The organism is Citrobacter sp. RHB25-C09, assembly GCF_013836145.1.
GTDB lineage: Bacteria > Pseudomonadota > Gammaproteobacteria > Enterobacterales > Enterobacteriaceae > Citrobacter_A.
Map to the genome: position 1 here is coordinate 1,671,380 of NZ_CP057483.1, position 13,216 is coordinate 1,684,595.

Here is a 13,216-nt window from a genome sequence, read left to right on the forward strand (position 1 = left end):
AATACAGACAATACTGGTTTTTGCACACAGCATTAACGATTGTGGGCGTTGGCGCGTATAATGCGCGGCGTTTATGTTCACAGTACGCCTGTTTAAGGAGATAAAGATGACGGCAATTGCCCCGGTGATTACCATTGATGGCCCAAGCGGTGCAGGAAAAGGCACCTTGTGCAAGGCAATGGCGGAAGCGTTGCAATGGCATCTGCTGGATTCGGGTGCAATCTATCGAGTGCTGGCGCTGGCGGCGTTACATCATCATGTCGATGTCGCCTCTGAAGATGCGCTGGTCCCGTTGGCTACCCATCTGGATGTTCGCTTTGTCTCAACCAACGGCACTTTGGAAGTGATTCTGGAAGGGGAAGATGTGAGCGGTGAAATTCGCACTCAGGAAGTGGCTAATGCCGCCTCTCAGGTCGCCGCGTTTCCCCGCGTTCGTGAGGCGCTGCTGCGTCGGCAACGCGCCTTCCGCGAAGCGCCGGGCCTGATCGCTGATGGACGCGATATGGGAACGGTGGTATTCCCGGACGCGCCGGTGAAAATTTTCCTTGATGCTTCTTCTGAAGAACGCGCTCAACGCCGCATGCTTCAGTTGCAGGATAAGGGGTTTAGTGTTAACTTTGATCGCCTTTTATCCGAGATAAAAGAGCGCGATGACCGCGATCGTAACCGCGCCGTCGCCCCACTTGTTCCCGCAGAAGATGCATTAGTGCTGGATTCAACCAGTTTAACTATTGAGCAAGTGATTGAAAAAGCGCTACAATACGCGCGCCAAAAACTGGCACTCGCGTAATCGCGACCGAATTTGCAGTACCCCCGTTGCAATGGATTGACAACGGGTATGTTAAACAACCCCATCCGGCATGGAGCCAGGTGGACGTTAAATATGAAACCTGAAGATTAAACATGACTGAATCTTTTGCTCAACTGTTTGAAGAATCCTTAAAAGAAATCGAAACCCGCCCGGGTTCCATCGTTCGCGGTGTTGTTGTTGCTATCGACAAAGACGTAGTACTGGTTGACGCCGGTCTGAAATCTGAGTCCGCCATTCCGGCTGAGCAGTTCAAAAACGCCCAGGGCGAACTGGAAATCCAGGTTGGTGACGAAGTTGACGTTGCTCTTGATGCAGTAGAAGACGGCTTCGGTGAAACCCTGCTGTCCCGTGAGAAAGCTAAACGTCACGAAGCTTGGATCACGCTGGAAAAAGCTTACGAAGACGCTGAAACTGTAGTTGGTGTTATCAACGGCAAAGTTAAAGGTGGCTTCACTGTTGAGCTGAACGGTATTCGTGCGTTCCTGCCAGGTTCACTGGTAGACGTTCGTCCGGTGCGCGACACGCTGCACCTGGAAGGCAAAGAGCTTGAGTTCAAAGTCATCAAGCTGGATCAGAAACGCAACAACGTTGTTGTTTCTCGTCGTGCCGTGATCGAATCCGAAAACAGCGCAGAGCGCGATCAGCTGCTGGAAAACCTGCAGGAAGGCATGGAAGTTAAAGGTATCGTTAAGAACCTCACTGACTACGGTGCATTCGTTGATCTGGGTGGCGTTGACGGCCTGCTGCACATCACCGATATGGCATGGAAACGCGTTAAGCATCCGAGCGAAATCGTAAACGTTGGCGACGAAATCACTGTTAAAGTGCTGAAGTTCGACCGCGAACGTACTCGTGTATCTCTGGGCCTGAAACAGCTGGGCGAAGATCCGTGGGTAGCTATCGCTAAGCGTTATCCGGAAGGTACCAAACTGACTGGTCGCGTGACCAACCTGACCGACTACGGCTGCTTCGTTGAAATCGAAGAAGGCGTTGAAGGCCTGGTTCACGTTTCCGAAATGGATTGGACCAACAAAAACATCCACCCGTCCAAAGTTGTTAACGTTGGCGATGTAGTGGAAGTTATGGTTCTGGATATCGACGAAGAACGTCGTCGTATCTCCCTGGGCCTGAAACAGTGCAAAAACAACCCATGGCAGCAGTTCGCGGAAACCCACAACAAGGGCGACCGTGTTGAAGGTAAAATCAAGTCTATCACTGACTTCGGTATCTTCATCGGCCTGGACGGCGGCATCGATGGCCTGGTTCACCTGTCTGACATCTCCTGGAACGTTGCAGGCGAAGAAGCAGTTCGTGAATACAAAAAAGGCGACGAAATCGCTGCAGTTGTTCTGCAGGTTGACGCAGAGCGTGAACGTATCTCCCTGGGCGTTAAACAGCTCGCAGAAGATCCGTTCAACAACTGGGTTGCACTGAACAAGAAAGGCGCAATCGTAAACGGTAAAGTGACTGCAGTTGACGCGAAAGGCGCAACCGTAGAACTGGCTGACGGCGTTGAAGGTTACCTGCGCGCTTCCGAAGCTTCACGTGACCGCGTTGAAGATGCAACTCTGGTTCTGAGCGTTGGCGACGACGTTGAAGCTAAGTTCACCGGTGTTGACCGTAAGAACCGTGCTATCAGCCTGTCTGTTCGTGCAAAAGACGAAGCTGATGAGAAAGATGCAATCGCGACTGTTAACAAACAGGAAGATGCAAACTTCTCCAACAACGCAATGGCTGAAGCTTTCAAAGCAGCTAAAGGCGAGTAATTCTTTGATACTTCGGGATGTTTCATCCCGAAGTGAGAGGAGATTACTTGACAGATTATAGAATTCATTCTGTAATCAATGACAAAGGGCGGCTACGGCCGCCCTTAATCAATGTGACAGCAGTAGCGTACACGCCATACAGGAACCGGAGGAATCATGACCAAGTCAGAATTGATTGAAAGACTTGCAACCCAGCAATCTCATATTCCCGCTAAAGCGGTTGAAGATGCAGTCAAAGAGATGCTGGAGCATATGGCCTCGACTCTCGCGCAGGGCGAGCGTATTGAGATCCGCGGTTTCGGCAGCTTTTCATTGCACTACCGCGCACCACGAACCGGGCGTAACCCGAAGACTGGCGATAAAGTTGAGCTCGAAGGAAAATATGTTCCACACTTTAAGCCGGGTAAAGAACTGCGCGATCGCGCCAATATTTATGGTTAAGTTTGTATAAACGTGACCACAGAAAAAGCACCTTTAGGGTGCTTTTTTCATTTCTGCCATTCCGTTCTGGAATCCTGCTCGCATCCCCTTTTGGCCTTTACTGCATCATGATAAAAACAGCGGAATCGTGGCCGAAAAACGACAAAGCGGCACCAGACAGTCACCGTTAAACGTTGCACACTTCTGCCAACACGGAGGTGTCCATGAAATTAACGACGGTCAGTTTGTGCGCGCTATGCGGTATTCTTCCACTGGTAATCTTATCAGTCCTCCCTGACACCCTGTGCATTGTGGGCTTGTTTGCCCTGGCCTGCCTGTTGAGCCTCTGCCCTAAGAAAGTGTTTCATTACGCTGGGCTCACCCTCTTGTTTTTCTTATGGGGCGTCATGGCGGCAAAACAGTCACTGTGGGCAGGAAATACGCTAACTGCGACAACGCAGGAAGCCATTGTGAAAATTACCGGGACAGATAACGCGACGAGACACTATGGACAGATAACCCATATCAAAGGTCGTCGGCTTTTTCCTGCGGTGGGGGTTGTCTTGTACGACCAATATCTCCCCATTGCAACCTGTGCCGGGCAGCGCTGGGCGATGACGCTAAAGTTGCGGGCTGTCCATGGGCAATTAAATGAAGGGGGATTCGATACTCAGCGTTATGCTCTCGCGCAGCATCTGCCGCTGACGGGGCACGTTGTCGAGGCAAACGTCATCAAGCGTGAATGTAGCCTCCGGGCCCGCTATCTCGCCTCATTGACTTCATCGCTGGAGAGTTACACCTGGCGGCAGGTCATTTTAGGGCTAGGGATGGGGGAGCGTTTAGGCGTAACAAAAGAAGTGAAGGACATCATGCGTGATACCGGTACATCGCACTTAATGGCGATTTCCGGGTTACATATTGCCTTTGCGGCGCTGCTTGCGGCCGCCCTGATCCGCGGCGTCCAGTTTTTCTTGCCAATCCGCTGGATCCGCTGGCAGCATCCGCTAATCGGCGGGCTTGCCTGCGCGGCGTTTTATGCCTGGCTGACCGGCTTGCAGCCACCGGCGTTACGCACTGTCGTGGCATTGATGGTCTGGGGAGCGCTGAAATTAAGCGGTCGACAGTGGAGCGGATGGTCCGTCTGGTGCTGCTGTCTTGCGGCGATAGTACTGGTCGATCCCATGGCGATGCTCTCGCAAAGTCTGTGGCTGTCGGCTTTTGCGGTTGCGGCATTGCTGTTTTGGTACCAGTGGTTTCCGTGTCCGGTGTGCCCACTGCCGCGTGCTGGGCGAGTGCTGTGTGAACTGGCTCATCTGCAGTTGGGCATTACGCTATTATTGCTGCCGCTGCAAATTTCCTTATTTCACGGACTGAGTCTGACCTCATTTCTGGCGAATCTGTTTGCCGTGCCGTTGGTCACGTTTGTCAGTGTGCCGCTCATTCTTGCCGGGATGGCTGTTCATCTTACAGGCCCCATAATGCTCGAAAGCGGACTCTGGTGGCTGGCGGACCGCTCGCTCGCAGCGTTATTTTGGGCGTTGGGAGGCCTGCCGCAGGGCTGGGTCAATATAGATGCGCGCTGGCAATGGTTGGTTTTTTCCCCCTGGCTGTTCCTGATCGGCTGGCGCTTCAATGCGTGGAGAACCGTGCCGGGTACCTGCCTGACTTTGCTGGTCCTCCTAAGCTGGCCGATGTTCAGTCCGGTGCGTAGTGATGCCTGGCAGGTGCATATGCTCGATGTCGGCCAGGGATTAGCGATGGTCGTGGCGCGTAATGGGAAAGCGATTCTTTACGATACCGGGCTTGCCTGGCCAGAAGGCGATAGCGCCCAGCAAATTATTATTCCCTGGCTGCGTTGGCATAATTTACAGCCGGAAGGCATTATTCTCAGTCACGAGCATCTGGATCATCGTGGTGGGCTAAACTCTTTGCTGAACGTCTGGCCTGCGCTTTGGGTCCGCAGTCCGCTGGGCTGGAAAGGGCATTTGCCTTGTCGCCGTGGCGAACGCTGGCAATGGCAGGGATTAGCGTTCAGTGCGCACTGGCCGTTAAATGTGGGCCATGAAAAGGGGAATAACCATTCCTGCGTGGTTAAGATTGATGATGGTAAGCACAGTATTCTGCTCACGGGCGATATAGAGTCCCCGGCGGAACAAAAAATGCTGAGCTATTACTGGGAGCAAGTCTCAGCTACGATGCTTCAGGTTCCGCATCATGGGAGTAACACATCTTCCTCTCTCGCATTGATTCAACGCATCGGGGGGAAGGTGGCATTGGCCTCCGCATCGCGCTACAACGCCTGGCGATTGCCTTCATGGAAGGTTAAACAACGCTATCAGCAACAGGGATATAGCTGGCTTGATACCCCTCATCAGGGACAGATTAGCCTGGATTTTTCTGCACAAGGCTGGCAAGTCAGCAGCCTACGGGAGCAAATTTTACCGCGTTGGTATCATCAGTGGTTTGGCGTGTCAGACGATAACGGGTAGAATATGCGGCTATTTCAACAAATGCTGGTTTTGTGAATGCATAACGATAAAGATCTCTCTACGTGGCAGACGTTTCGCCGACTGTGGCCAACCATTGCGCCTTTCAAATCGGGTCTGATCGTGGCGGGTATAGCGTTAATCCTCAACGCGGCCAGCGATACCTTCATGTTATCGCTCCTCAAACCGTTACTGGATGATGGTTTTGGTAAAACGGATCGCTCAGTGCTGCTTTGGATGCCACTGGTGGTTATTGGGCTAATGATCTTACGCGGTATCACTAGCTATATTTCGAGCTACTGCATTTCCTGGGTATCGGGAAAGGTCGTCATGACCATGCGTCGTCGTCTGTTTGGTCATATGATGGGAATGCCTGTCTCTTTCTTTGATAAGCAGTCCACAGGGACACTGCTTTCACGTATCACCTACGATTCAGAACAGGTCGCCTCATCCTCTTCCGGCGCGCTGATTACCGTTGTGCGTGAAGGGGCGTCGATTATCGGCCTGTTCATCATGATGTTTTACTACAGCTGGCAGTTGTCGATAATCCTGGTTGTACTGGCGCCTATCGTGTCGATTGCGATTCGTGTTGTCTCCAAACGCTTCCGCGCGATCAGCAAAAATATGCAGAACACGATGGGGCAGGTGACGACCAGTGCTGAGCAAATGCTGAAAGGGCACAAAGAGGTGCTGATCTTTGGCGGTCAGGAAGTCGAAACCAAACGCTTTGATAAGGTCAGCAACAAAATGCGTTTGCAGGGAATGAAGATGGTTTCTGCGTCTTCGATCTCTGACCCGATCATTCAGCTCATTGCCTCTCTGGCGCTGGCGTTTGTGCTGTATGCCGCGAGCTTCCCAAGCGTTATGGAAAGCCTGACAGCGGGTACTATCACCGTGGTCTTCTCTTCTATGATTGCCCTGATGCGTCCGCTGAAGTCACTGACCAACGTCAACGCGCAGTTCCAGCGCGGTATGGCCGCCTGCCAGACGCTGTTTGCCATTCTTGATAGTGAACAGGAGAAGGATGAAGGTAAACGCGTGATTGAGCGCGCTACCGGCGATCTGGAATTCCGTGATGTGACCTTTACCTATCCGGGGCGTGAAGTGCCGGCGCTGCGCAATATCAACCTGAATATTCCAGCAGGGAAAACCGTTGCGCTGGTTGGCCGTTCAGGGTCTGGTAAATCGACCATCGCAAGCCTCATTACCCGCTTCTATGATGTTAATGGCGGTCAAATCCTGATGGATGGTCACGATCTGCGTGAATATACCCTGGCCTCGTTGCGTAACCAGGTTGCGCTGGTTTCCCAGAATGTGCATCTGTTCAACGACACCGTAGCGAATAACATCGCCTACGCTCGCAATGAGCAATATACCCGCGAGCAAATCGAAGAAGCTGCCCGCATGGCTTATGCCATGGACTTTATCAATAAGATGGATGATGGTCTTGATACGGTCATTGGCGAAAACGGTGTGCTGCTGTCCGGCGGACAACGCCAACGTATTGCCATCGCGCGTGCACTGCTGCGCAATAGTCCGATCCTGATTCTTGACGAAGCAACGTCTGCGCTTGATACGGAATCTGAACGCGCTATACAAGCAGCGCTGGACGAGTTGCAGAAAAACCGTACGTCTCTGGTGATTGCACACCGCCTCTCAACCATTGAACAGGCGGATGAGATTGTGGTTGTGGAAGATGGGCTGATCGTGGAACGCGGTACCCACCAGGCGCTGCTGGAACATCGCGGTGTCTACGCGCAACTACATAAAATGCAATTTGGCCAATGATCGCACGCATCTGGTCCGGTGAATCGCCCCTGTGGCGACTATTGTTGCCACTCTCCTGGCTGTATGGTCTGGTGAGCAGCGCGATCCGCCTGTGCTATCGTCTTGGCTTAAAACGCACATGGCGAGCCCCGGTTCCGGTGGTGGTGGTCGGCAATCTGACCGCGGGCGGTAACGGAAAAACCCCAGTCGTCATCTGGCTGGTGGAGCAATTGCAACAACGGGGTATACGCGTTGGTGTTGTCTCCCGTGGTTATGGTGGAAAAGCCGCGTCGTATCCGTTGCTACTGAACCCGGATACGACTACCGCTGAGGCTGGCGATGAACCGGTCCTGATTTATCGGCGCACAGGTGTACCGGTGGCGGTATCCCCTGTACGTGCTGACGCGGTCAGGGCAATCCTTGACAGCTATGATGTGCAAATTATTGTCACTGATGATGGCCTACAGCACTATCAACTGGCACGTGATATCGAGATTGTGGTAGTTGATGGCGTCAGGCGCTTCGGTAACGGCTGGTGGTTGCCTGCGGGGCCGATGCGTGAACGTGCCGGGCGTCTGGCGACAGTGGACGCAGTGATTGTTAACGGTGGTGTACCGCAGGCCGGGGAAATCCCGATGCGCCTGGAGCCCGGGCAGGCCGTTAATTTACGGACTGGCGAGCGTTGCAGCGTTAAGCACCTGCAAAATGTGGTGGCGATGGCCGGAATTGGTCATCCTCCGCGTTTTTTTGCCACCCTTGAAGCCTGCGGCGTACATCCGCAAAAATGTGTACCGCTGGCGGATCACCAGGCGCTCACTCAGGAGGATGTCCGCGCATTGCTACATCACGGGCAAACGCTGATCATGACGGAAAAAGACGCCGTTAAATGTCGCTCATTTGCAGAAGATAACTGGTGGTATCTCCCTGTCGATGCCCATCTGTCAGGGACAGAGCCTGAGGCATTACTTGCTAAACTGGTCTCGCTGACGCGTTGAAAGCCTGATATCACGGCAGCGAATGAATGATGGAGTCATGAATGTCGTTGCCTGAACTCTCCCTGACGAACGCCCGTCACCTTCACCTTGCTGCCCAGGGGTTATTAAATAAACCGCGTCGTCGTGCGCAGCCTGCAGATATCCTTACGACCATCTCCCGCATGTCGCTATTGCAGATCGACACTATCAATATCGTTGCACGTAGTCCTTATCTGGTGCTGTTTAGCCGTCTGGGGGAATATCCTCAACAGTGGTTGGATGCTGCGCTGGCGCGGGGGGAACTGATGGAGTACTGGGCTCACGAAGCCTGTTACTTGCCACGAAGTGACTTTTCGCTGGTTCGCCATCGTATGCTGGCCCCGGAAAAGATGGGCTGGAAATACAAAGCCGCGTGGATGAAAGAGCATGCGCAGGAAATTGAACAGCTTGTGCAGCATATTCAGCAAAACGGCCCAGTACGATCGGCGGATTTCGAACATCCACGTAAGGGAAGTAGCGGCTGGTGGGAGTGGAAGCCACATAAACAGCACCTCGAAGGTTTATTTACCGCCGGGAAAGTGATGGTAGTTGAGCGACGTAATTTCCAGCGCGTCTATGACCTTACGCATCGCGTCATGCCTCACTGGGACGATGAACGCGATCTGCTGTCACGCGCAGAGGCAGAAATCACTATGCTGGATAATAGCGCGCGCAGTTTAGGTATTTTTCGCGAACAGTGGCTGGCCGATTACTACCGCCTGAAGCGTCCTGAATTGCAAAGCTGGCGCGATATTCGCGCAGAGCAAGGACACATCCTGCCCGTTGAGGTTGAGAAGCTCGGTACCCTGTGGCTGCATGTCGACCTGTTGCCACTGCTTGAGCAAGCGCTGGCGGGGAAGCTAACGGCAACCCATAGCGCAGTGCTGTCACCCTTTGACCCGGTAGTCTGGGATCGTAAACGGGCGGAACAACTGTTTGATTTCAGTTACCGACTGGAATGCTACACCCCAGCGCCGAAGCGTCAGTATGGCTATTTTGTCCTGCCGTTGCTGTACCGCGGGCGATTGGTTGGGCGTATGGATGCCAAAATGCACCGTAAAAACGGTGAGTTAGAGATCATTGCGCTGTATCTCCAGGAAGGGGTAAAACCCGGCACCCAGATACAAAAAGGTCTTCAGCAGGCGATCACCGATTTTGCCCGTTGGCAACAGGCAACACGCGTGACGCTGGGATACTGTCCGGATGGGATGTTTACGGAATGTCGCCGGGGTTGGGAAATTTGCGCAGCGTCATAAAATGATTATGTTAAGATTTACCCATTCACTGTCCGATCCATCTGGAGGAACTATGGATCATCGTCTGCTTGAAATCATTGCCTGCCCGGTTTGTAACGGGAAACTCTGGTATAACCAGGAAAAACAAGAGCTGATTTGCAAACCGGATAACCTTGCATTTCCCCTGCGCGAAGGGATTCCCGTATTACTGGAAACCGAAGCGCGCACTTTGACTGCTGACGAGCGTAAATCATGAGTTTTGTCGTGATTATTCCTGCGCGCTATGCCTCTACGCGCCTGCCCGGCAAGCCTTTGCTGGATATTAATGGCAAACCGATGATTGTGCATGTCCTGGAGCGCGCGCGCGAATCCGGGGCTGAGCGCATCATCGTAGCGACCGATCACGAAGATGTGGCGCGTGCCGTCGAAGCTGCGGGTGGTGAAGTCTGTATGACGCGTGCCGATCACCAGTCCGGCACTGAGCGTCTGGCAGAAGTGCTGGAAAAGTGCGGCTTTAGCGATGACACGGTGATTGTTAACGTACAGGGCGATGAACCGATGATCCCGGCGGTGATTATCCGCCAGGTCGCGGAAAACCTGGCGCAGCGTCAGGTCGGAATGGCGACACTTGCGGTGCCGGTACATGGTGCTGAAGATGCGTTCAACCCTAACGTGGTGAAGGTCGTACTGGATGCTGAAGGTTATGCGCTCTATTTCTCCAGAGCGACAATTCCTTGGGATCGCGACCGCTTCGCTAAAAGTCTGGAAACTGTAGGAGACAATTTCCTGCGTCATCTGGGTATTTACGGCTATCGCGCTGGCTTTATTCGCCGCTATGTGAACTGGCAGCCAAGCCCGCTGGAAAACATCGAAATGCTGGAGCAACTTCGGGTGCTGTGGTACGGCGAAAAAATCCACGTGGCTGTAGCAAAAGCTGTTCCGGGTACCGGCGTTGATACAGCCGAAGATCTTGAGCGCGTTCGCGCTGAAATGCGTTAATTCATCTCACGACACACCGCATTGATTTGCGCGGTGTGTCGTACCGTTACGATTTCCCTCGCTTTTTCTTTCCTGGAATTGATCTGATTCGGGTGACATCTGCCTTTGTGGCGCTCATTATAAAAGCAGTAGCTTTTATGAGGGTAATCTGAATGGAACAGCTGCGTGCCGAATTAAGTCATTTACTGGGTGAAAAACTCAGCCGTATAGAGTGTGTGAATGAGAAGGTCGATACGGCACTGTGGTCGCTCTATGACAGCAATGGCCATCCGATGCCATTGATGGCGCAAAGCTTTACTGCGCCAGGTATTGCTCAACAGCTTGCATGGAAAACCACCATGCTGGCACGCAGCGGCACGGTACGTATGCCGGTAATCTACGGTGTAATGACTCATGAAGAGCATCCAGGGCCGGATGTTCTGCTACTGGAGCGTATGCGCGGTGTCCCGGTTGAGGCTCCGGCCCGGACGCCAGAACGCTGGGAGCAGTTAAAAGATCAAATTGTGGAAGGTTTGCTGGCCTGGCACCGTCAGGATAGTCGGGGATGTGTCGGCGCGGTAGATAATACCCAGGAGAATATCTGGCCTTCCTGGTATCGGCAACGCGTTGAAGTTCTGTGGACGACGCTAAATCAGTTCAACAATACGGGGCTGACGATGCAGGATAAACGGATCCTATTTCGCACGCGTGAATGTCTGCCCGCGTTGTTTGACGGGTTTTACGACAATGCGGTACTGATTCACGGCAATTTCAGCCTCCGTAGCATGTTAAAAGATCCCCGAAGCGATCAGCTTCTGGCTATGGTTGGGCCTGGCGTCATGCTCTGGGCTCCCAGAGAATATGAACTGTTTCGGCTGGTGGATAATGCGCTGGCGGAAAGTTTGCTCTGGCATTATCTGCAACGCGCGCCAGTGGCGGAGTCATTCATCTGGCGGCGTTGGTTGTATGTGTTATGGGACGAAGTGGCGCAACTGGTGAATACCGGGCGTTTCAACCGTGACCACTTCGACCTCGCGGCAAAATCACTCCTCCCCTGGCTCGCCTGATATCCCTTTCAGCCACTGCCAGGTGCGTCCCAGCGTCTCATAACCTACGCGATCGCTATGCATTAGCCAGAAAGGGGACGGGATCACGCGCTCCCAGGGATTTAACGGCGAATCGATAGCCAGTTGGTTCGCCGGTGCTGGCAGAGGGTTCAGCCCGGCATGCTGAAAGAAAATCATCGCTCTGGGTAAATGCGACGCTGAGGTGACTAACAGGAAAGGAGACTGTCCGATCGCCTGCTTCACGGCGGCGGCTTCTTCTTCCGTATCTTTGGGTTGATCAAGCGTAATGATGTCGTCTCTGGGTACGCCCAGTGATTCCGCCACCCGCGCGCCCACTTCTGCTGCACTCACCGGATTGGTCTGGGCTTTGCCACCGGTAAAGATCAGTTTCGACCCCGGATTCGCGCGCCACAGACGAATGCCTTCATTAAGTCGCGGCAAACTGTTGTTAATCAGGTTGGAGCCGGGCGCCCACTGCGGATTCCAGGTATACCCGCCACCCAGCACCACGATGTATTCTATTTTCTGCGATCCCTGCCAGGTGGGATAAGTGTCTTCAATGGGACGTAGCAGACGATCGGCGACAGGCTGCACACTAAGTAGCAGCAAGGCCAGCCATCCCAGGCTGATAAAAACTCGCCCGGTTTTCTGAAAGCGGCTGAACCACAACAATAAGAGGCCCACGCCGATGACGAGCAACAGAAAAGGAAGCGGCAGCAGCATACCGCCAATCACTTTCTTGAGCGTAAAAAGCATCCTTTTTGGTTCCTTTTTTAACCATACAGCAAGAGAATAATCAGGATATTACACCAGACAGGTTCATTCTCTGCGCGGGTGTGACAAAATAGCGGTTTTATCAGAGAAGCCCTAGTCCAGCCTGTGGAGAGACCAATGCGGGATCGCAATTTTGATGACATTGCTGAAAAGTTTTCCCGTAATATTTACGGCACGACCAAAGGTCAGCTTAGACAAGCGATTCTGTGGCAGGATCTTGACCTCTTGCTGGCGGAGTCTGGAACGCAGAAATTACGCGTACTGGATGCCGGTGGCGGTGAAGGACAGACGGCGATCAAAATGGCGGAGCGCGGTCATCACGTGACGCTGTGCGATCTATCCGCTGAAATGATTGACCGTGCGAAGCAGGCGGCAGAGGCAAAAGGTGTGAGCGAGAACATGCATTTTATACAATGCGCCGCTCAGGACGTTGCTTCGCATTTGGAAAGCCCCGTTGATCTGATATTGTTTCACGCTGTGCTGGAGTGGGTGGCAGAGCCGGTTGGCGTGTTAGAAACCCTGTGGTCGGTATTGCGTCCCGGCGGTGCGCTGTCGTTAATGTTCTACAATGCCAACGGCCTGTTGATGCACAACATGGTGGCGGGAAACTTTGACTACGTGCAGGTAGGGATGCCGAAACGTAAGAAACGGACATTGTCGCCTGACTACCCACGAGAGCCAAATCAGGTTTACCAGTGGCTGGAACAGATTGGCTGGCAGATAACCGGGAAAACCGGGGTGCGTGTGTTTCACGACTATCTGCGTGAAAAACATCAGCAACGTGAATGTTATGAGATGCTACTTGAATTAGAATCGCGGTATTGTCGTCTTGAGCCGTATATCAGCCTGGGTCGCTATATTCACGTCACTGCACGTAAACCGCAGATGGAAGGATAATT

Annotated in this window: 12 protein-coding genes; 11 read left to right on the plus strand and 1 reads right to left on the minus strand. The window is 53.0% G+C overall.

Annotated features, from left to right (window positions below):
- The first annotated feature begins 106 nt into the window (after positions 1-106).
- The 10 genes from cmk to HVY19_RS07790 all read left to right on the plus strand — a co-directional run bounded on the left by cmk (position 107) and on the right by HVY19_RS07790 (position 11,543).
- Entirely contained in the window at positions 107-790 is a 684-nt protein-coding gene (gene cmk / locus HVY19_RS07745) for a (d)CMP kinase (protein ID WP_181683751.1), read from the plus strand.
- 113 nt (positions 791-903) lie between these two features.
- Positions 904-2,577 carry a 30S ribosomal protein S1 gene (gene rpsA / locus HVY19_RS07750; protein ID WP_181683752.1) on the plus strand — a complete coding sequence of 558 codons (1,674 nt, stop codon included), beginning with the start codon at positions 904-906 and terminating at the stop codon, positions 2,575-2,577.
- Positions 2,578-2,733: 156 nt separating this feature from the next.
- On the plus strand, positions 2,734-3,018 hold the full coding sequence (ihfB, locus tag HVY19_RS07755) for an integration host factor subunit beta (protein ID WP_000167332.1): 285 nt from the start codon (positions 2,734-2,736) through the stop codon (positions 3,016-3,018).
- 203 nt (positions 3,019-3,221) lie between these two features.
- A complete protein-coding gene (locus tag HVY19_RS07760; protein ID WP_181683753.1) occupies positions 3,222-5,486 on the plus strand; it encodes a ComEC family protein in 2,265 nt (754 codons plus the stop codon).
- 36 nt (positions 5,487-5,522) lie between these two features.
- Positions 5,523-7,271, plus strand: coding sequence for a lipid A ABC transporter ATP-binding protein/permease MsbA (gene msbA, locus HVY19_RS07765; protein WP_181683754.1), 1,749 nt, complete (start codon positions 5,523-5,525; stop codon positions 7,269-7,271).
- Positions 7,268-8,245 (plus strand): tetraacyldisaccharide 4'-kinase, encoded by a 978-nt coding sequence (gene lpxK, locus HVY19_RS07770; RefSeq protein WP_181683755.1) that lies wholly within the window; start codon positions 7,268-7,270, stop codon positions 8,243-8,245. Before msbA ends, lpxK begins: the two co-directional genes overlap by 4 nt.
- Before the next feature lie 41 nt (positions 8,246-8,286).
- Positions 8,287-9,519, plus strand: coding sequence for a winged helix-turn-helix domain-containing protein (locus HVY19_RS07775; RefSeq protein WP_181683756.1), 1,233 nt, complete (start codon positions 8,287-8,289; stop codon positions 9,517-9,519).
- A gap of 52 nt (positions 9,520-9,571) precedes the next feature.
- Positions 9,572-9,754, plus strand: a complete 183-nt coding sequence (gene ycaR, locus HVY19_RS07780) for a protein YcaR (RefSeq protein WP_181683757.1) — start codon at positions 9,572-9,574, stop codon at positions 9,752-9,754.
- Complete coding sequence (gene kdsB / locus HVY19_RS07785) at positions 9,751-10,497, plus strand: 3-deoxy-manno-octulosonate cytidylyltransferase (RefSeq protein WP_181683758.1); 747 nt, start codon at positions 9,751-9,753, stop codon at positions 10,495-10,497. Before ycaR ends, kdsB begins: the two co-directional genes overlap by 4 nt.
- Positions 10,498-10,649: 152 nt before the next feature.
- Positions 10,650-11,543, plus strand: a complete 894-nt coding sequence (locus HVY19_RS07790) for a YcbJ family phosphotransferase (protein WP_181683759.1) — start codon at positions 10,650-10,652, stop codon at positions 11,541-11,543.
- Here the strand turns inward: HVY19_RS07790 and elyC are convergent.
- The gene (gene elyC / locus HVY19_RS07795) at positions 11,520-12,299 is read right to left on the minus strand and encodes an envelope biogenesis factor ElyC (protein WP_181683760.1); all 780 of its coding nucleotides are present in this window, start codon (positions 12,297-12,299) and stop codon (positions 11,520-11,522) included. The two genes, HVY19_RS07790 and elyC, sit on opposite strands and share 24 nt — an antisense overlap.
- Positions 12,300-12,434: 135 nt before the next feature.
- Here elyC and cmoM point away from each other — a divergent pair, with 135 nt between their 5' ends.
- Complete coding sequence (gene cmoM / locus HVY19_RS07800; RefSeq protein ID WP_181683761.1) at positions 12,435-13,214, plus strand: tRNA uridine 5-oxyacetic acid(34) methyltransferase CmoM; 780 nt, start codon at positions 12,435-12,437, stop codon at positions 13,212-13,214.
- Positions 13,215-13,216: the final 2 nt, after the last annotated feature.

Coding starts and splice junctions, on each gene's coding strand:
- HVY19_RS07775 (WP_181683756.1), top strand. CDS start 8,287: ATGTCGTTGCCTGAACTCTCCCTGACGAACGCCCGTCACCTTCACCTT.
- ycaR (WP_181683757.1), top strand. CDS start 9,572: ATGGATCATCGTCTGCTTGAAATCATTGCCTGCCCGGTTTGTAACGGG.
- HVY19_RS07790 (WP_181683759.1), top strand. CDS start 10,650: ATGGAACAGCTGCGTGCCGAATTAAGTCATTTACTGGGTGAAAAACTC.
- HVY19_RS07760 (WP_181683753.1), top strand. CDS start 3,222: ATGAAATTAACGACGGTCAGTTTGTGCGCGCTATGCGGTATTCTTCCA.
- elyC (WP_181683760.1), bottom strand. CDS start 12,299: ATGCTTTTTACGCTCAAGAAAGTGATTGGCGGTATGCTGCTGCCGCTT.
- cmk (WP_181683751.1), top strand. CDS start 107: ATGACGGCAATTGCCCCGGTGATTACCATTGATGGCCCAAGCGGTGCA.
- rpsA (WP_181683752.1), top strand. CDS start 904: ATGACTGAATCTTTTGCTCAACTGTTTGAAGAATCCTTAAAAGAAATC.
- kdsB (WP_181683758.1), top strand. CDS start 9,751: ATGAGTTTTGTCGTGATTATTCCTGCGCGCTATGCCTCTACGCGCCTG.
- ihfB (WP_000167332.1), top strand. CDS start 2,734: ATGACCAAGTCAGAATTGATTGAAAGACTTGCAACCCAGCAATCTCAT.
- cmoM (WP_181683761.1), top strand. CDS start 12,435: ATGCGGGATCGCAATTTTGATGACATTGCTGAAAAGTTTTCCCGTAAT.
- msbA (WP_181683754.1), top strand. CDS start 5,523: ATGCATAACGATAAAGATCTCTCTACGTGGCAGACGTTTCGCCGACTG.
- lpxK (WP_181683755.1), top strand. CDS start 7,268: ATGATCGCACGCATCTGGTCCGGTGAATCGCCCCTGTGGCGACTATTG.